The organism is Aliiroseovarius sp. PTFE2010, from assembly GCF_049943335.1.
Classification (GTDB): Bacteria; Pseudomonadota; Alphaproteobacteria; order Rhodobacterales; family Rhodobacteraceae; genus JBNFVY01.
This window is the reverse complement of record NZ_JBNFVY010000003.1, coordinates 295,628-315,234: the sequence shown is the minus strand read 5'-3', so window position 1 is coordinate 315,234 and position 19,607 is coordinate 295,628. Positions and strand designations below refer to the sequence as shown.

Here is a 19,607-nt window from a genome sequence, read left to right as displayed (position 1 = left end):
TCTAGAGCAGGCTTGGCAACCAGAGCACGATCCCCGGAAACGCGATCAGCACCGCCACCGTCACCACATCGGCGATGAAGAACGGCGTGGCCCCCCGGAATACGTCCTGTACGCTGATCGGCATGCGCGCGTCCTGCGCCACGCCCGCCACAACAAAGCAGTTGAGCCCTATGGGCGGTGTGATCAGGCACAGCTCTGCCATCTTCACCACGATGATCCCGAACCAGATCGCGCATTGATCGCCCGACATGCCAAGCGCGCTGGCGTCGGCGGTCACGTTGGCCCCGCCATTCAGCGCCATGACGGCTGGAAAGGTGATCGGCAGCGTCAGGATCAGCATCCCGATGGCATCCATGAACATGCCCAGCACCACGTAAGCGCCCAGAATGATCAACAGCGTGACATAGGCGGGTTGGTCCAGCCCGCCGATCCAGTCGGCAAAGGCCGAAGGTAGCTGCGCGAATCCCAGGAACCGGACATAGATCAAAACGCCCCAGATCATGGTAAAGATCATCACGGTCAGCTTTGCCGCCTCCATCAGCGCGCCGCGCATCTGGCCCCATTTCATGCCTTGCCACAGCGCCATGACCAACACCACGAAAGCCCCCAATGCCCCGGCCTCGGTGGGTGTCGCCCAGCCGAAGTAGATCGAATAGACGATGATCGCGACCACCAGAATGATCGGAAGCGTGCCGGGCAAGGACTGGAACCGCTCGGCCCATGTGAACCCGCCCACCGGCGGGCCCAGATCCTTGCGCCATGTGGCCAATCCGATCACCAGCGCCGCATAGATCACCGCCGAAACCGCCCCCGGCAGGAACCCGGCCAGCAGCAGTTTTCCGACGGATTGTTCCACGATAATGGCGTAGATCACCAATATGGCCGACGGCGGGATGAGCGAGGCCAACGTGCCCCCCGCCGCCACCACCCCGGCGGCAAAGCGTTTGTCATAGCCTTCTTTCAGCATTTCGGGGATCGCGATACGGGCAAAAACGGCCGAGGTCGCGACCGATGCGCCCGACACCGCGGCAAACCCCGCAGTCGAAAAAACCGTGGCCACGCCCAGCCCCCCGGGCACCCATCCGACCCATCGTTTGGCGGCCTCGAACAGATAGCGCGTCAGGCCCGCGTAATAGGCCAGATACCCGATCAGGATGAACGTCGGGATCAGAGACAGGGAATACTGCGTGGATTTGGAATGGGGGACCTGGCCTGCCAGTTTCATGGCCGTGACCAGCCCTTTGTCGAACCCTTGCTTTTGCATGAAGAACAGGCACAGCCCGACAAAACCGATAAAGGCTGTGGCAAAGGCCACCCGCACCCCGATGATGACCAGAACCAGCAGCAGGCCCGACAACCACAAGGACACGTTGAAAATATCGACGCCGTCCAGCAGCGCCTTCATGTCGATCAGACTATCCATTGCCGCTCTCGACGCCCTCTGCTTCGGCCATGGCTTGCTCGGCGGCGCCCATCACGATGGGGACGGCGACGGGGCGGTCATCGTTCCGGCGGATGGCCCGGCCAAACCCCCAAAGTTGCACCCACAGGCGCAACCAGAGCACGACCATCGAAATTGTCACCACCAGTTTGGCGGGCCAAAGGGGCAGGGCGATGTCGATGGAACTGTCCGATGACCAGAGCGGCTTGGTCACATCGAAACTGCGCTCGAAGTGGAAATATGTCCCGTAAATCAAGGCGGTGGTGATAATCAGCATGATCAGGATCGACAAGAATTCGGCGATCCACAATGGCCGGTGTTTGAGCCGGCCAATCACGATGTCCATACGGATGTGCCCGCCCTCACGCTGGCAATAGGCCAGCCCCAGAAAGGCAAAAAGCACCATGAATTGCTGGGTCCAGTCAACATAGCCGGGGACCGGCGCGTTAAAAAACTTGCGCGAAAGGACATGAACCACCGCCAGTGCCACCAACGCAAAGATCGTGATCCCCGCCAACAGGTTCATGAACTCTTCCAGCCGCAACAATGCCCGGTCGACGCGGCTGACCGCGCTGTCGTCGCTCAGAACTGGGGAATGAGACATGCATCACCTGATCGTAAAGCGGCGCCCCGCGCGCGACACGCGGGGCGCGGGGTTGGCTCAGTTCTCGCTCAGGGTGGATTGCACCAGGTCATACAGCTCTTGGCCCGGAATGCCCTGCGCTTCCATCGTCTTGATCCAGTCGTCGCGGATCGGGCTCGCCGCAACTTCGCGGAATTTGGCGATTTCGGATTGCGGGATTTCGACCACGGTCTTGCCCTGTTCTTCCAAAAACTTGTCCCAGGTGGCCAGGACGTTGGTGGTGTAGTTGTCGATATAGTGGTCCAGAGCCTCGGCGACAGAACTGTCGAGCGCCTCGCGCTCTGCATCTGACAGGGCCTGGTAGGCGTCGGTGTTGACCACCACGGGGCAGTTCACCGTGCCGGGGTTCAGGTTGCTCGTCCACCAGTCGGCGATATCGATGGTGCGAAAGGCCTGGTGGGCATGCTGGGCAAAGGACACCGTATCCACGACCCCCGATTCAATCGCGTTGTAGGCTTCGGTCGCCGTAACCGACGTAGGCACCGCGCCCACCGCAGCAAACGCCTTGCCCAGCCCGCCCGTGGCGCGCACGCGCATGCCGTCGAATTTTTCGAGCGTATCGCGCGGCGCGCCGGTGCCCACAATGTTGTACTGGGGCATGGGCGTCGGCATCAGCACCGTCGCATTCCAGCGGGCCAAATCAGCCTTGGTCGCGGGGTGATTGTAGACTGCGTTCGAAACGGCCACTTCTTCGTCCAGGGTGCTGACGCCCAGAAAAGGCAGTTCCAACACGGTCAGGGTCGGGTTCTTGTCGGCATGATAACCGGCACAGAACTGGGCCATTTCGAATGCGCCGATTGAAATCCCGTCCAGATTTTCAGTGTTTTTTGACAGCGTGCCGTACCCGATATTGATGGTAAATTCGCCGTTTGTCTTTTCGCTGACCAGTTCGGCCAATTTTTCGACATGTTCGGTAAAGGCGCGCCGCTTGCCCCAGACGCTGGCATTCCATTCCGTGGCCGACGCTTGGGCGGCAAAGCCGAGCGCAATCGCACCAAGTGTGCAGGTTTTCAGAATATTTTTCATTGGGGTCCTCCCTAGGGTCTTGTTTCGATCCCATTGGTGAAAGCCTAACGGTGCTTCAGAATGGGTCAATTGAAATTTATTTTCGCTGGGCGAAATAGCTGACGGGTCATGTCAAACGAATTCCCAAGCGCATTGGGCGCGGGCGACGCCCAGATGGCGGGTTCATTCCGGTCACGGCCGGCCCTGTGGCGGCGGAAATTGCGCCGCCTGCGGGCTATGACCGGCTGTGGATCGATGGCAAACACGGTGCGCGTTCGAATGGGGGCGACCAGGGACCAAACTATCGTTCGTACGCAAACGACCGGGCTGGTAGCGGCCATTTACCTGGCGGTCAGGGCAGGGTAGATTCCTTTCGCGCCCAGGGTGTGGTCATGGCCGCCGCGGACAGCGACACGGCCCTTTTTGTACAAGGCGCAGCGAAACCTGTTGGCTGGCGCGCGGGGCTGGTCACGCTGCGCATCAGATGCAATAAGGTGAATGTGATTAACTCCAAGAGGACGCCATGAGCCAGCCGAGCAAACAGCCACCCGCCTTTCAGGCGCAATCGCGCCCAGGGCTGTGGGCGCGCACGCCGCCCGCGATCTTTCCGGCAATATTGGGGGCATTTGGCGTCGGGCAAGGGTGGCGGTTGGCTGGCCAAAGGCTTGGAGCGCCCGAATGGATCGGCGAAATGCTGTTAGGCGCGCTGTCGCTGCTGTTCGTATTTGCCGCTGTTGCAATGCTGAGCAAATTGGCGCGCCGTCCGTCGGTCCTTCTGGACGATCTGAAAATTCTGCCGGGTCGGGCGGGGATGTCGGCCAGCACCATGACGATGATGCTTTTCGCTGTCGCGCTTGTGCCGGTTGCTCCGGGGCTGGCCAGGGCGGTGCTGGTGCTGGCGCTTATCGGGCATACCATTGTGGCGCTTTCGGTGCTTCGCGTTCTGACCACCGGGCCAGCGGTGCAGCGCAGGGTGACGCCCGTCTGGCACCTGACGTTCGTGGGGTTTATCGTGGCCCCGCTTGCCGCGATCCCGTTAGGGTGGGTGGGGCTGTCGCAGGCCATTCACGCCATGACGCTACCGGTCGCGATCCTGATCTGGGTGATCAGTGCGCGCCAGTTTGTGCAAGACGACGTGCCGCCGCCGCTGCGTCCGCTGCTGGCCATCCATTTGGCCCCTGTTGCCCTGTTTGCCACGGTGTCGGGGTTACTTGGGTACGCGGTGATGGGCGCGGTCTTTGCGGTGCTTGGGCTGGGGTTGCTGGCGCTGTTCCTCATCAATGGGCGATGGATGACCAAGGCGGGGTTCAGTGCGCTCTGGGGCGCCTTTACATTTCCCAAGGCGGCCATCACCAACGCGGTCTTTGTCAACGCTGCCACCCTGGGCCACTGGTCGGCTGTTCTGGCCGGGGTGATGCTGGTGGCGGCGACGCTGGCCGTTGCGGCGATCTTGTTCAAGATCATGCAGCTCTGGGCCAAAGGGGCGCTGGCCGTGGCCACGAATGCGGCGACGGCTTGAGCCCCGCTTTTAGGGCTTTCCCCCGCCGCGAATGCATGAGATAGGGACGTGCCAAACGAAGCCATCTCAGGAGTACTCCCATGGAGATTCGCGAGGCCCTCACTTTTGATGATGTTCTGCTTGTTCCCGGCGCCTCTAGTGTGTTGCCCAGCACGGCTGACACGCGCACCAAGGTGACCCGCGATATCGCGATGAACATCCCGCTCTTGTCTTCGGCCATGGATACGGTGACCGAAGCGCGGATGGCCATCGCCATGGCTCAGGCGGGCGGGATCGGCGTGATTCACAAGAACCTGGACATACAGGAGCAGGCCCGCGAAGTGCGGCGTGTCAAACGGTTCGAAAGCGGGATCGTCTACAACCCGATCACCCTGACGCCCGATCAGACGCTGGCGGATGCCAAGGCGTTGACGGAACGCTACGGTTTCAGTGGCTTTCCGGTCGTCGATGAACAGCACCGTGTCGTGGGCATCGTGACCAACCGCGACATGCGGTTCGCCGAACATGACGATACCCCCGTCAAGGTGATGATGACACAAGACAATCTGGCCATCTTGCGCGAACCGGCTGACCGCGATGAAGCGATCAGCCTGATGAAGTCGCGCCGGATCGAAAAACTGCTGGTGACCGACAAGAACGGCAAACTGACCGGTCTGCTGACGCTGAAGGATACCGAAAAAGCCGTTCTGAACCCCACCGCCTGCAAGGACGAATTGGGCCGCTTGCGGGTAGCGGCGGCCACCGGGGTCGGGGAATCCGGGTTCGAGCGCGCCGAAGCCCTGATCGACGCGGGCGTGGACATTGTGGTGGTGGATACGGCGCACGGGCATTCGCAAGGTGTGCTCGAAGCTGTCACGCGGGCCAAGAACTTATCGAACAGCGTACAGATCATCGCCGGCAATGTGGCCACCGCCGATGCAACCAAGGCGCTGATCGACGCGGGCGCTGACGCGGTCAAGGTGGGCATCGGGCCCGGGTCGATCTGCACCACGCGGATGGTTGCGGGGGTGGGCGTGCCCCAGCTGACCGCCATTTCCGATTGCGCAACCGCCGCAGGCGATGTGCCGGTTATCGCGGATGGCGGCATCAAGTTCTCGGGCGATTTCGCCAAGGCCATCGCGGCGGGCGCGTCCTGCGCCATGGTTGGCAGCATGATCGCGGGCACCGATGAAAGCCCGGGCGAGGTGATCTTGTGGCAGGGCCGGTCCTATAAATCCTACCGCGGCATGGGCAGCCTGGGCGCTATGGCGCGCGGCTCGGCCGATCGGTATTTCCAGAAGGACGCGGCCAGTGACAAGCTGGTGCCCGAAGGGATCGAAGGGCAGGTGCCCTACAAGGGCAGCGCAGGCGCCGTCGTGCACCAGCTGGTCGGCGGACTTCGCGCCGCAATGGGCTATACCGGTTGCGCTACGGTCGAAGAAATGCGGCGCGACTGCAAATTCGTCAAGATCACCGGGGCAGGGCTGAAGGAAAGCCATGTGCACGACGTGCAGATCACGCGCGAAAGCCCGAACTACCGGATCGGGTGATCGGCCAGACTGCTCGAACGGGGCGCCTCGGAACCTCAGGCGAACATTTGGGCATTGTTGGTCTTTTTGACCATGCTTTGATGGGCACTTTTTGGGGTCCATGCCCAATGCTTTGACCCAGACCCAAGGCTCTGGCCCTGGGCGGCCGCAGGTTCGGGCTGTGTGAGCGCCCCTTACCGGTCAACAGCAAGCGCCGGGAATGCGATCGAAACAGGCCGGCCGGTCAAACTCTGGCCGTCTGCCACGACGCTGGCGCACCCTTGGGCAATAGCGAAACAGGGGGCGTAAAGCGCCGAGCTGAGTGATTTGAACACGGATCACTTGCAACGCGCCGCTGCGCGCGCAAAATGGAAAGAACGCTGCAACCAGGAGGGAGAGCCATGACACAGAACGTACGGCTGGACGTTGGAAAGTTATCAATCACAGTCTTGACCGATGGGGCGACCGAATTTGAGCCCGAGCAATTTCTGAATACCTCCGAGGACGAGATAGACACGATCCTTGCCGCCTGTCATGCCGATGCGATCCAAACCAATTTCAACGCGTTCCTGATCGAGGGCGGCGATGGAATCACGCTGGTGGACGCAGGCGTGCGCGATTTGTTCGGCCCCGTGGCCGGACATTTGCCCGAGACGCTGGCCAAGGCCGGTGTCCGGCCCGATGAGATCACGCGCCTTGTCTTTACCCATATGCATCCCGATCACGTGGCCGGTGCGATTACCGCCGATGGCGCGGCCGTGTTTACCAACGCCGAGGTGGTGGTCAACGAAGCCGAACGTGATTTCTGGGCCGATCCCGCAAATGTCGCGGGCAAGGGCGAAACATTGGAAGGCTGGCAGCAGGTCGCCGCGGCCGTTTTGTCGGCCTATGGGGACCAGGTCTCGGCCGTCAAAGGCGCCGCCACGATTGCATCCGGGATTGAAGCGATGCCGTTGCCCGGCCACACGCCCGGACACATGGGTCTGAGGGTATCGGATGGCGACGCACAGGCCCTGATTGCGGCTGACATCGTGCACGCACAGGTCCTGCAACTGACCAACCCTGAAATCGGGATCGGTTTCGATCTGGATCCGGATGCGGCGCGCGACGCACGCAAGGCAATTCTGGATCAAATGGCGTCCGACGGCGTCGTCTTTACTGGCGGGCACATTCTGGGACCGAACAAATTTGGCCGCGTCGAGCGCAAGGGCACCGGTTATGCCTTTGTTCCCGTGACTTGACGCCCGCTGCGCGCCATGCCGCGGCGATCGACCTGTTGGAGCAAATCCTGGTCGGCGACCCTGCCGAGAAATGCCTGACCAGATGGGCGCGGGGCAATCGCTATGCCGGGTCCAAGGATCGTGCAGCGATCCGGGATCTGGTGTTCGACGCCATCCGATGCCAGCGCTCGTATGCCTGGCTGGGCGGGGCGGGGCACCAACCCACGGCGCGCGCCGTCATCCTTGGCAGTTTACGCGCAAAGGGTCAGGATCCGGCGCTGGTGTTTACCGGCGACAAATACGCGCCTGATCCGTTGGGGCCCGAAGAATTGGCGGCCCCGGGCCTGGAAGATGCGCCGCGCGGGGTGCAGCTGGATTGCCCGGACTGGCTGTTGCCGAAATTCGACGAAGCGCTCGGCGCGCAATGCGACGATGTGCTAAGGCTGATGCGTCAGCGCGCGCCCGTGTTCCTGCGGGTAAACCTGCGCAAAACAGACGTGTCCACGGCAATTGAGGCTCTGGCCCGCGACGACATCGACGCGCAACCCCACCCATTGTCGCCATCGGCCCTGGAGGTGACGCGCAATTCCCGGCGGATTGCACATTCAGCGGCCTTCGCGCAGGGGTTGGTCGAATTGCAGGATGCGGCCAGTCAGGCGGTTGTCGACATGGTGCCCTTGTCGAGCGGGATGTCGGTTCTGGATTATTGCGCGGGGGGCGGTGGAAAGCTCTTGGCGATGGGCGCGAAACACGACATCGCCCTGACCGCGCATGACGTGGACGCGCGTCGCATGTCGGATATTCCCATGCGCGCCGGTCGGGCCGGTTTGGACCCTGTGACGATCGCCGCGCCGGGGTCTCCGGGGGGGGATTACGATGTCGTTTTCGTCGATGCGCCGTGTTCCGGATCAGGTGCCTGGCGTCGCACGCCCCAGGCCAAATGGCTGTTGGATACGCGCCGCCTTTCCGAATTGGTTGCGCTGCAAGGTGATGTTTTGCAGCAAGCGGCCGGTTGTTGTCGCCCCAGCGGAATGCTGGTCTATGCCACATGTTCGCTGTTCAAAGCCGAAAACGACGGTCAGGTCGACGCATTTTTAAGCGACAACCCTGAATGGCAAGAGCGCGATCGGCGCCATTTCACACCGTGCGATGGAGGGGATGGTTTCTTTGCAGCGGTATTGACGCGCGGCTGACGACAGGCATACTCAACCTATGCGGGAAACTCTGTAATTTCATCCGCCGTTAAGGGGAGGTTAACCATAGCTTTGCGAAACTGGTTTTCAGGAATCGTTAACGGAACTTCTCCCTTGTCTGATCAAAGCCTAAATCCATCGCCTATGGTGCGTGCCGCCGAAAAACTGGCGCCGCGCGTTTTCCTGATCGCCATTGCAGGCCTGGCCTTCGTGATTGCCGCCTTTGCCGCGCCAGATCCCAGGATCGGGGTGTTCCTGTTGGCCTCTGGGTTGGTGCTGATGTGGGTTGGATCGCTGGTGCGGGCGCTTGTGGGGCGCGAAAAGAGATCGCGCGCCAAGCTTCGCAGCATTTTGTCCCGCTTTACCGAAAATGATGCAGCACCGGTGTTTGCGACGGATGACGACGGTGTCATCAGGTATCGCAATCGCGCGGCTGTCGACAGGTTCGGGCCGACGGGCGAAACGCTCTTGGCCGCAATGGGGGATCTGTTCGCATCACCGACGGCGACACTTGGTCGCTTGCAGGACCGCGCGTTGGCCCATGGCTCGGCCCGTGAAGATGTCGTGTCACGGCGCGGTCATGTGCGCCTGTCCGTGCACCGTATAAATGCAGAGGGTTACGTGTGGCGGATGGAAGACCTTGCCGGGGCATTGCCCGGTCAAAGTGCCGACACCATCCATATCCCGATGATGGCAGTCAGCAAGACCGGCACCATCCTGAACATGAACCAGGCAATGCGCGATATCGTTGGCAGCAAGGTGGGGACCTTGGATCGGATCATAAACGATCTGCCTCTGCGCCCTGGCGACATTCATGAGATCGTCGGTGCGACGTCCAAGTTTCGTGCCCGCATCGCACAGGTTCAAGACGACGCGGGGCGCCGGGAACTTTATATCCTGCCAAGCGAAAGTGGCCCGACGGGCGATTGGGAATTGCTTGATGCGCTTCCCGTCCCGCTGTTGAAGATTTCACCGAAGGGTGCGCTGTTGCTGGCCAACCGGCCGGCGCGCCATCTGTTGGGTATTTCGTCTGTCGCGGGTGATCCTTTTGCCAGCCTGGTGGAAGGGCTTGGCCGTTCGGTATCCGATTGGGTGCGCGAAGCGGCCGAAGGGCGCACCGTCTTGAAGCCCGAAATCATGCGCGCCAGCCGGGCGTCCAAGGAAACCTACATCCAGGTCACCTTGAACCGGGTGATCGAAGGCGACGAAACAGCGCTCATTGCGGTGCTGAACGATTCGACCGAACTCAAAACCCTGGAAGCACAATTTGTTCAAAGTCAGAAAATGCAGGCCATCGGTCAGTTGGCAGGCGGCGTTGCCCACGACTTTAACAATCTTTTGACAGCGATTTCAGGGCATTGCGACTTGTTGTTGCTGCGTCACGACCGGTCTGACCCGGAATATGCGGACCTGGTGCAGATTCACCAGAATGCCAACCGTGCGGCTTCGCTGGTCGGGCAACTCCTTGCGTTTTCGCGCAAGCAGACGCTAAAGGCCGAAACGGTCCATTTGCGCGACACCCTGTCCGATCTGGCACATTTGCTGAACCGACTTGTCGGTGAAAAGGTCTCATTGAAGCTTGAGCACGACCCCGACCTGCGCCCGATTCTTGCTGACAAACGGCAGATCGAGCAGGTTTTGATGAATTTGGTCGTCAACGCGCGCGACGCGATGCAGGACGGCGGAGAAATCGTTATTTCCACCCGCGCCGAGCATTTGTCGCAACCGCTCGAGCGTGACCGGGCGAAGGTTCCAGCGGGTGATTATTGCGTTGTGTCCGTCAAGGACCAGGGCAAGGGAATCCCCAGCGACAAGCTGCAGGCCATCTTCGAGCCGTTCTTTACGACCAAGAAAACCGGAGAGGGGACGGGCCTGGGCCTTTCGACGGCGTATGGCATCGTCAAACAGACCGGCGGGTTCATTTTTGTGGATTCAATTGTCGGGCAAGGGACTGAATTCCAAGTCTACCTGCCCGCACCGGAAATCGTGGAAACCGCGACGGTTGAAGCCCCAAAGTCGCAATTGGAAGAAACCACCAGCTTCGACTCGGGCACGATCCTTTTGGTCGAAGACGAAGCGCCGGTGCGCGCTGTGGCGTCGCGGGCGTTGCAGATGCGCGGGTACACGGTCATTGAAGCGGATTGCGCGGAAGAGGCGCTCGAAATCCTGAAAGACGACACCCTGGACATTGATGTGTTCGTGACCGACGTGATCATGCCCGGCATGGACGGTCCCAGTTGGGTCGCCAAAGCACTGGTGGGCCGGCCCGGGGTCAAAGTGGTGTTCATGTCAGGCTACGCAGAAGAGAGCTTTTCCAGCCAGCAGGCCGAAATTCCCAATTCGGTGTTCTTGCCGAAACCGTTCAGCCTGGCGGACCTGACGTCGACAGTGCAGGGGCGCGAACATTAGCTTTGGGCTATAGGGTATTGTGATCCCTTGTAAAATTGCGAAATCCTCGGCGATCCAGTGTTTTGCGCACTGATATCTCTGGGCGATAAGGTTTCATTAGCTAATCGTAAGCCATACTCGAATTACGTTGAATTTAGTTGAAATGTTCTCTTTTTGTGCTCATAACCAAGGGCAAGAACAAGAGGCGAACATAAGCAGCATTGCCGCCCCGGTCGGGGTGTGAAATAAGGACCACAGGTATGGCATCAGCATCAGTTTTGGACATGGCAGACAAACGCGACAGCGAAAAACAGAAGGCGCTGGATTCGGCGCTGGCCCAGATCGAGCGGCAGTTCGGCAAAGGGTCAATCATGAAGCTGGGCGCGGACAATCCCGTGCAGGAAATTGAAGCGACATCGACCGGTTCTCTGGGGTTGGATATAGCGCTCGGGATCGGCGGTGTGCCCAAGGGGCGAATCGTCGAAATCTATGGGCCTGAAAGCTCGGGCAAAACGACGCTGACACTGCATTGTGTGGCCGAGGAACAGAAAAAGGGCGGGGTCTGCGCCTTTGTCGACGCCGAGCACGCGCTTGATCCGATCTATGCCAGGAAACTGGGTGTAAACCTTGACGAGCTGCTCATTTCGCAGCCCGACACAGGTGAGCAAGCGCTGGAAATCGTCGACACGCTGGTGCGCTCTGGTGCTGTCAATATGGTCGTGGTCGATTCGGTTGCGGCGCTGACGCCGAAGAGCGAACTGGAAGGCGACATGGGTGACAGCAACGTTGGCGTTCAGGCCCGCCTGATGAGCCAGGCGATGCGCAAGCTGACAGGCTCGATCAGCCGGACCAAATGCACCGTGATCTTCATCAACCAGATTCGCATGAAGATCGGCGTGATGTTTGGTAGCCCCGAAACCACAACCGGCGGCAACGCGCTGAAATTCTATAGTTCTGTGCGTCTGGATATCCGTCGCATCGGCGCGATCAAGGACCGCGACGAAGTGGTCGGCAACCAGACCCGAGTCAAAGTCGTGAAAAACAAGGTCAGCCCGCCGTTCAAGCAGGTGGAATTCGACATCATGTATGGCGAAGGCATCAGCAAGATGGGCGAACTTCTTGACCTTGGGGTCAAGGCGGGTGTCGTGGAAAAATCCGGCAGCTGGTTCAGTTATGGCGACGAACGGATCGGTCAGGGGCGTGAAAACGCCAAACAGTTCCTGCGCGAAAACAGCCAGATTGCGTACCAGATCGAAGATAAGATCCGCGCGGCGCATGGGCTGGAATTCGACATGCCCGAGCCCCCGGCGAATGATGGTACGGACGATGCGCTGATGGAAGAATGACGCATCATCCGCTCTGATCAGAACACAAGGCCGGGCCTGTGCGCCCGGCCTTATCTTTTTGAACCTGTGGACAGGCACGGCGCGCGCGCGTAAATGGGTTCGAACGAAATTTGAACCGCAAGAGCCCGCCCACATGGCAAGCCTTAACGATATCCGCTCGACCTTCCTCGATTACTTTGCGCGCAACGGCCATACGGTCGTCGACAGCTCGCCGCTGGTGCCGCGCAACGATCCCACTCTCATGTTCACCAATTCTGGCATGGTGCAGTTCAAGAACTGTTTTACCGGGGTCGAAAAACGCGACTATGTGCGCGCGACGACGTCGCAGAAATGTGTGCGTGCGGGTGGCAAGCACAACGATCTGGACAATGTCGGGTATACGGCCCGACACCATACGTTTTTTGAAATGCTGGGAAATTTCAGTTTCGGGGACTACTTTAAAACCGAAGCCATTCCCTTTGCCTGGGAACTGCTGACGAAAGATTTCGGTATTGATGCCTCGCGTCTGCTGACCACGGTCTACCATACCGATGAAGAAGCATACGAGATGTGGAAGAAAATCGGTGTGCCCGAAGACCGGATCATCCGTATCGCCACGTCTGACAATTTCTGGCAGATGGGCCCGACCGGCCCCTGTGGTCCCTGCACCGAGATTTTCTACGACCACGGCGATCATATCTGGGGCGGCCCCCCCGGCTCGGCCGACGAAGACGGCGACCGGTTCATCGAAATCTGGAACGTTGTGTTCATGCAGAACGAGCAGTTCGAAGACGGCAGCATGGTCGATCTGGATATGCAGTCGATCGATACCGGCATGGGGCTGGAGCGGATCGGTGCGCTCTTGCAAGGCAAGCACGACAATTACGATACCGATCTGATGCGCGCGTTGATCGAAGCCAGCGCCAATGCGACCGATGGGGCGCCCGATGGCGAAGGCAACGTGCATCACCGTGTGATCGCGGACCATCTGCGTAGCACGTCTTTCTTGATTGCCGATGGGGTCATGCCGTCGAACGAAGGGCGCGGCTATGTGCTCAGGCGGATCATGCGCCGGGCCATGCGCCACGCGCATCTGCTGGGCGCCAAGGATCCGGTCATGCACCGTCTGGTTCCCGCGCTGGTGGCGGAAATGGGTGGCCATTACACCGAACTGCGCCAGGCCCAGTCGTTGATCGAAGAAACGCTGAAACTGGAAGAAACGCGGTTCCTGACCACGCTGGATCGCGGGCTGAAATTGCTGGATGCAGAACTGGCCGATTTGCCCGAAGGGGCCGCGCTGCCGGGCGAGGCGGCGTTCAAGCTCTACGACACCTACGGGTTCCCGCTGGACCTGACCCAAGATGCCCTGCGCGAGAAATCACGCGAGGTTGATACCGACGGATTCGACGCGGCCATGGCCGAGCAAAAAGCCAAGGCGCGGGCGGCTTGGTCGGGGTCGGGTGAGACCGCCGACGCGACCATCTGGTTTGATATCGCCGAAGATAAGGGCACGACCGAATTCCTGGGCTACGACACGGAAAAAGCCGAAGGGCAGATCGTAGCCATCGTTGCCGACGGCGCTCGGGTCGATTGCCTGAAAGAAGGTGCGACCGGCCAGATCATCGTCAACCAGACGCCGTTTTATGGCGAAAGCGGCGGCCAGATCGGCGATACCGGCGTGATCCGGACCGAAGATGGCATGGCCGTGGTGACGGATACGAAAAAGGTTGCCGGCGTGTTCATCCACATGGTCGACGTGCGCGAGGGCACGATAACACTGGGTTCCCCGGCCAAGCTTGAAGTTGACCACGCCCGCCGCAGCGCCATTCGGGCCAACCATTCGGCGACCCATTTGTTGCATGAAGCCCTGCGGGAAACGCTGGGTGATCATGTGGCGCAACGCGGCTCTTTGAATGCAGCGGACCGGCTGCGCTTTGATTTCAGCCACGCCAAGGCCCTGAATGCGGAAGAACTGGCCAAGGTTGAAAGCGATGTGAACGCCTTTATCCGGCAGAACACGTCTGTGGAAACCCGGATCATGACACCCGATGACGCGCGTGCGATCGGGGCCCAGGCGCTGTTTGGTGAAAAGTATGGCGATGAGGTTCGGGTTGTATCGATGGGCCGCGCGCCCACCGGCAAGGGCGCTGATGGCGACACCTATTCGATCGAACTGTGCGGGGGCACGCATGTCGCGCAGACCGGCGACATCGGCCTGTGCGTCATTTTGGGTGACAGTGCCTCGTCAGCTGGGGTGCGCCGGATCGAAGCGCTGACGGGCGAGGCCGCACGCGCCTATCTGGTCGAGGCCGCCAACCGCGTGAATGAAGTCGCAGGGATGCTCAAGGCGCAACCGGGCGAGGTGGTCGACCGGGTCAAGGCCCTTTTGGACGAACGCAAGAAGATGGACAATGAACTGGCCACATTGCGCCGACAACTGGCCATGTCTGGCGGCGCCGGACAGGGCGGGGGCGCGCAGGCAAAGGATATTGGCGGGGTGCCGTTTCTGGCCCAGGTGTTGTCCGGTGTTTCTGGCCGCGATCTGCCCGCGCTGATCGACGAACACAAGCAACGTCTTGGTTCGGGGGCGATCCTGCTGATTGCCGAAGCAGACGGCAAGGCCGCCGTCGCCGCCGGCGTGACCAAAGACCTGACGGATAGGGTCAGCGCCGTGGATCTGGTCCGCGCGGCGACCCCGGAACTGGGCGGCAAGGGGGGCGGTGGCCGCCCGGATATGGCGCAGGGCGGCGGCAAGGATGCCACCAATGCCGACGCCGCGATCAAGGCCGCTGAAGCCATCATCGGAGGATAACATGCCCGCACTCTGGATTGCCCATGTCACGGTCACCGACCCTGAATCCTATGGAAAATATGCCGAACTGGCTGGCCCGGCCATTGCCCTACACGGCGGCAAGTTCATCGCGCGCGGTGGACGGTACGTGCAACTGGAAGGGCAGGACCGGTCGCGCAATGTCGTGGCCCGGTTTCCGTCGGTCGAGGCCGCGGTCGACTGCTACCACAGCCCCGAATACCAGCAGGCGCTGAGCCACGCCAAGGGTGCTTCGCAACGCGAATTGATGGTTGTCGAAACCGACGAATGACTTGCCAAACGCGCCGACCCTGACGCATTCTGCCAGTCAGGAGGAGCAATGGCCATCGACGACGCCGCATTAATCGCCGAAACGCGTGACAATGGCGTTCTGACGCTGAGTCTAGGTGCGGCCCCGGCCCATGCCCCGTCACTTGGAATGATCCGTGACCTGGATGGAGCGCTGGATCGCGCGGCCAACGATCGCGACGTTCGCGTCGTTGTCATCCGCGGTGAAGGCCGCATTTTCTGCGCCGGCCATGACCTAAAGGAAATTGCCCGCCACCGGACCGATGCCGATCAGGGCGAAGCGTATTTGCGCACGCTCTTTACCGAGTGCAGCGCGATGATGCAGCGGCTGGCCACGCTGCCGCAACCGACCCTGGCGGTGGTCGAAGGCGTCGCGACGGCCGGCGGGCTGCAATTGATGTGTTCGTGCGACATGGCTTTCGTGTCGGATGCAGCGCGGTTCTGTCTGCCGGGTGTGAACAACGGCGGGTTCTGCACAACGCCATCCGTGGCGGTGTCGCGCAAATTGTCCCCCACGCATATGGTTGAATTGGCTTTTTCGGGCGAAATGTTCGATGCCGACTGGGCGCTGCGCACCGGGTTGGCAACGCGGGTCTACAAGGCCGCGGCGCTTGGCGCTGCAGTAGATGCCTTTGCGGCCCTGCTGGCAACGCGCCATGCGCCCGCGCTCCAGGCGGGCAAAGCCATGCTTTATGCGCAGATGGCGATGCCCCTGGATCGTGCGTATGCTGAAGCGACCGGCGTCATGATCGGCCATTTCATGGATCCTGTACGGATCGCCCGCGATCTGGCCTGACCTGCGTCGCAACACGCCGGTGCGACGGCCGCTGTTTTGAATGCGGCGTCGTGTTCAGGCAGTTCTCGCCCTGCGTTTGCGTTCGTGCGGATCAAGATAGCGCTTGCGCAAACGGATCGCATTCGGCGTGACTTCGACCAGTTCGTCGTCGTTGATATAGGCGATGGCCTCTTCCAGCGACAAGGTGATCGGCGTGGTCAAGCGCACCGCATCATCGGTGCCCGACGCGCGCACGTTGGTCAGTTTCTTGCCTTTCAGCGGGTTCACTTCCAGATCGTTTTCGCGGCTGTGTTCGCCAATGATCATCCCTTGATAGACCGGGGCCTGTGCGCCGATCATCATGCGACCGCGATCTTCCAGGTTCCACAAGGCGTAGGCCACAGCATCGCCGTTTTCCATGGAAATCAGCACGCCCGCGCGGCGTCCCGGAATGGGACCCTTGAATTCGGTCCAACCGTGGAACACGCGATTCAAAATGCCCGTGCCCCGTGTGTCGGTCAGGAATTCGCCGTGATACCCGATGAGCCCGCGCGATGGCACATGCGCAATGATCCGGGTTTTTCCGGCACCAGCGGGCTTCATTTCGACCAGCTCGCCCTTGCGCGCGCCGGTCAGTTTTTCGATCACCACGCCCGAGTATTCGTCATCGACGTCGATCGTGGCCTCTTCGACAGGCTCAAGGCGTTTGCCGTCCACTTCTTTCATGATCACCTGCGGGCGCGAGATTGACAGCTCGAACCCTTCGCGGCGCATGTTTTCGATCAGGACGCCCATTTGCAGTTCGCCCCGCCCGGACACTTCAAAGGCTTCGCCGCCGGGCGTGTCTGCGATCTTGATCGCGACGTTGCTTTCCGCCTCTTTCATCAGGCGGTCACGGATAACGCGCGACTGCACCTTCTTGCCATCGCGGCCCGCCAGGGGGCTGTCGTTGATGCCGAAGGTCACGGTGATGGTTGGCGGATCGATCGGTTGGGCGTCCAGAGGTTCTTCGACCTCAAGCGCACAGATCGTATCGGCCACGGTGGCCTTGGACATGCCGGCCAGCGAAACGATGTCGCCGGCAACGGCTTCGTCGATCTCTTGCATGGAAAGACCACGGAACGCCTGGATCTTGGTGACGCGGAATTGCTCGATTTTCTGGCCAACCCGGCTGAGGGCCTGCACGGTCGCACCGACCTTGAGCTTGCCGGTCTCGACCCGGCCGGTCAGAAGGCGCCCGATGAACGGGTCGGCGCCCAGCGTGGTGGCCAGCATGGTGAAGGGTTCGTCCTGATGGTTCAGCTGCTTGGGCTTGGGCACGTGGTTGACGATCAGGTTGAAAAGCGCGGACAGATCCTTGCGCGGGCCGTCAAGTTCGGGATCGCACCAGCCTGATCGACCCGAAGCATAGAGATGCGGGAAATCCAGCTGGTCTTCATCTGCGTCAAGGTTGGCGAACAGATCGAAACATTCATCCAGTGCCCGGTCTGGTTCGGCGTCGGGCTTGTCGACCTTGTTGAGCACAACGATGGGGCGCAACCCAAGGGCCAGCGCCTTTGACGTCACGAACTTGGTTTGCGGCATCGGCCCTTCGGCGGCGTCGACAAGCAGGACAACACCGTCCACCATCGACAAGATACGCTCAACCTCGCCGCCGAAATCGGCGTGGCCGGGGGTATCGACAATGTTGATCCGCGTGCCTTTCCATTCGACCGACGTCGCTTTGGCAAGGATGGTGATGCCCCGCTCGCGCTCCAGATCGTTGCTGTCCATGGCCCGTTCGGCAACAGCCTGGTTGGCACGAAACGCGCCCGATTGCTTGAGCATTTCGTCCACGAGGGTGGTTTTGCCATGATCCACGTGGGCGATAATGGCGATGTTGCGAATTTCCATATAAGGCGTCCGTCCGTATGCGTTTGCGCGGGGCCTATACTGCGCCCGGCAAAAATACCAGCATCAATTGTCGCGCCGCAGCGTGATGGAACCGATGCCCAAGCGCACCGTTGGCTCTGCGACAGGGGCCAAGTCCCCGTAACCGAAAATGGAGGACGATATGACTGCGATTTCATCTGCGAACATTCTGATCATTGCCACCAACGGCTTCGAGCAATCCGAACTTGAGTTTCCGCGCGACCAATTGCGCGTCAAGGGGGCCAGCGTGCATGTCGCCACACCTGATGGTCAGGCGATCAAGGGCTGGGAAGGCAGCGACTGGGGTCGCGAGGCCGAGGCCGACCTGAAGATCAGCGATGCCAAGGTTGACGACTATGACGCGATCGTTCTGCCCGGCGGGCAGATCAACCCCGATATCCTGCGCACCAAGCCAGAGGCCGTCGAACTGGTCAAAGCTTTCTTTGACGCTGGCAAGACTGTCGCCGCGATCTGCCACGGTCCGTGGTTGTTGGTGGAAGCCGGGGTCGTGAAGGGCCGCGATGTGACATCCTACCCGTCGATCAAGACCGATGTCGTCAATGCTGGCGGCACTTGGCACGACAAGGACGTAGTGACTGACAAAGGGCTGATCACCTCGCGCAATCCGGGCGATCTGAAGGCGTTTGTGTCCAAGATCGTTGAGGAAGTCGAAGAAGGTGAGCATCAACGCTCTGCCGCATGACCTGTTGCGGGGCGCCTAACGCCGGGGTGCTGTAGGCGCCTGCAACATTAGGACGTGGCCCAAAGCCTGGCGCTTTGGGCCATTCCTGTAATGATTTACGTGTTTCTCATGATGCGCGAACAAGGGTGGCCGTTGCGGCATTTGTCGTGGCGATGACCAATCCACCTTGAGGGCCGCCCACGTATCTGCAACCGTCTTGGATTGCGCAAATCTGTCAGTTCATGTCATCGCGCGACGTAACGGTCCCGACGATGATTGAGAATGATAATCCCGTTCAGCACAACCGCCCCAACCAACGACCAGAGTACCGTTTCCCAAGGGAAAAGGGCCAAGGCCAAGGCGAAGACGGCGATATCGAAGACAAGCTGGGTGCGCCCCGCGCGTATGGCGAAATTGTCTTGTAGATACAGCGCGATGATGCCGACGCCACCGAGCGACGCGTTATGCCGAAATATCGCCAAAAGGCCGGGGCCGGCCGTGACGCCCGCCAATACCGCGGCAAGGGCAGGGTGCCCGACGTTGATCGTGACTGTTGCGTCAAACAGTTCGGACAGGACCGAAATCAGACCCACAGCGACAAAGGTTTTCAGACTGAATGCCAGCCCCATGCGGCGAAAGGCAAACCAGTAGAACGGCAGGTTCAGGGCGAAAAACACGGGCCCGAACGCGATCCCCGCAGCATAGGATACGACCAGGGCCAACCCTGCGGTCTGCCCGGTGATCAGATCTTCGGCGCGCAGGAACTGGATAGACAGTGCCACAAGGGTGGTGCCGACAATCAGCGCCAACGCATCTTCGTAGGGCGCGTGGGCGACTGGATCTTCATCTATTGGGACAGGGGCTGGCATGGGCGCAACC

Annotated in this window: 15 protein-coding genes; 10 read left to right on the top strand and 5 right to left on the bottom strand. The window is 60.6% G+C overall.

All coding sequences use genetic code 11. The features are described 5' to 3' along the window. Position 1: 1 nt before the first annotated feature. Genes ACP2AV_RS07565 through ACP2AV_RS07555 form a run of 3 tightly spaced genes read right to left on the bottom strand, consistent with a single transcriptional unit; the run spans position 2 to position 3,110 of the window. Complete coding sequence (locus ACP2AV_RS07565; protein WP_426372089.1) at positions 2-1,423, bottom strand: TRAP transporter large permease; 1,422 nt, start codon at positions 1,421-1,423, stop codon at positions 2-4. Further along, positions 1,416-2,045, bottom strand: coding sequence for a TRAP transporter small permease subunit (locus ACP2AV_RS07560; RefSeq protein WP_426372088.1), 630 nt, complete (start codon positions 2,043-2,045; stop codon positions 1,416-1,418). The genes ACP2AV_RS07565 and ACP2AV_RS07560 overlap by 8 nt, the downstream gene beginning before the upstream one ends. Before the next feature lie 57 nt (positions 2,046-2,102). Continuing rightward, complete coding sequence (locus ACP2AV_RS07555; RefSeq protein ID WP_426372087.1) at positions 2,103-3,110, bottom strand: C4-dicarboxylate TRAP transporter substrate-binding protein; 1,008 nt, start codon at positions 3,108-3,110, stop codon at positions 2,103-2,105. A gap of 502 nt (positions 3,111-3,612) precedes the next feature. Between ACP2AV_RS07555 and ACP2AV_RS07550 the strand changes: the two genes are divergently transcribed. The 9 genes from ACP2AV_RS07550 to ACP2AV_RS07510 all read left to right on the top strand — a co-directional run bounded on the left by ACP2AV_RS07550 (position 3,613) and on the right by ACP2AV_RS07510 (position 16,156). Continuing rightward, a complete protein-coding gene (locus tag ACP2AV_RS07550) occupies positions 3,613-4,608 on the top strand; it encodes a tellurium resistance protein (RefSeq protein ID WP_426372086.1) in 996 nt (331 codons plus the stop codon). A gap of 80 nt (positions 4,609-4,688) precedes the next feature. Further along, positions 4,689-6,137, top strand: coding sequence for an IMP dehydrogenase (gene guaB / locus ACP2AV_RS07545; protein WP_426372085.1), 1,449 nt, complete (start codon positions 4,689-4,691; stop codon positions 6,135-6,137). A 380-nt stretch (positions 6,138-6,517) separates the two neighbouring features. Continuing rightward, positions 6,518-7,357, top strand: a complete 840-nt coding sequence (locus ACP2AV_RS07540) for an MBL fold metallo-hydrolase (protein ID WP_426372084.1) — start codon at positions 6,518-6,520, stop codon at positions 7,355-7,357. Next, a complete protein-coding gene (locus ACP2AV_RS07535) occupies positions 7,354-8,529 on the top strand; it encodes an RsmB/NOP family class I SAM-dependent RNA methyltransferase (RefSeq protein ID WP_426372083.1) in 1,176 nt (391 codons plus the stop codon). The genes ACP2AV_RS07540 and ACP2AV_RS07535 overlap by 4 nt, the downstream gene beginning before the upstream one ends. A gap of 144 nt (positions 8,530-8,673) precedes the next feature. Continuing rightward, a complete protein-coding gene (locus ACP2AV_RS07530; protein WP_426372082.1) occupies positions 8,674-10,938 on the top strand; it encodes an ATP-binding protein in 2,265 nt (754 codons plus the stop codon). A gap of 239 nt (positions 10,939-11,177) precedes the next feature. Then, positions 11,178-12,263 carry a recombinase RecA gene (gene recA / locus ACP2AV_RS07525; protein ID WP_426372081.1) on the top strand — a complete coding sequence of 362 codons (1,086 nt, stop codon included), beginning with the start codon at positions 11,178-11,180 and terminating at the stop codon, positions 12,261-12,263. A 133-nt stretch (positions 12,264-12,396) separates the two neighbouring features. Beyond that, entirely contained in the window at positions 12,397-15,054 is a 2,658-nt protein-coding gene (gene alaS / locus ACP2AV_RS07520) for an alanine--tRNA ligase (protein WP_426372080.1), read from the top strand. A gap of 1 nt (position 15,055) precedes the next feature. Then, positions 15,056-15,343 (top strand): DUF1330 domain-containing protein, encoded by a 288-nt coding sequence (locus tag ACP2AV_RS07515; RefSeq protein ID WP_426372079.1) that lies wholly within the window; start codon positions 15,056-15,058, stop codon positions 15,341-15,343. 48 nt (positions 15,344-15,391) lie between these two features. After that, complete coding sequence (locus ACP2AV_RS07510; RefSeq protein ID WP_426372078.1) at positions 15,392-16,156, top strand: enoyl-CoA hydratase-related protein; 765 nt, start codon at positions 15,392-15,394, stop codon at positions 16,154-16,156. Positions 16,157-16,210: 54 nt separating this feature from the next. Here the strand turns inward: ACP2AV_RS07510 and typA are convergent, their stop codons facing one another. Next, entirely contained in the window at positions 16,211-18,028 is a 1,818-nt protein-coding gene (gene typA, locus ACP2AV_RS07505; protein WP_426372077.1) for a translational GTPase TypA, read from the bottom strand. 160 nt (positions 18,029-18,188) lie between these two features. Between typA and ACP2AV_RS07500 the strand changes: the two genes are divergently transcribed. Continuing rightward, on the top strand, positions 18,189-18,749 hold the full coding sequence (locus ACP2AV_RS07500) for a type 1 glutamine amidotransferase domain-containing protein (RefSeq protein WP_426372076.1): 561 nt from the start codon (positions 18,189-18,191) through the stop codon (positions 18,747-18,749). A 224-nt stretch (positions 18,750-18,973) separates the two neighbouring features. On the opposite strand, the gene ACP2AV_RS07495 is transcribed toward ACP2AV_RS07500, so the two are convergent. Further along, entirely contained in the window at positions 18,974-19,597 is a 624-nt protein-coding gene (locus ACP2AV_RS07495) for a YitT family protein (protein WP_426372075.1), read from the bottom strand. Positions 19,598-19,607: the final 10 nt, after the last annotated feature.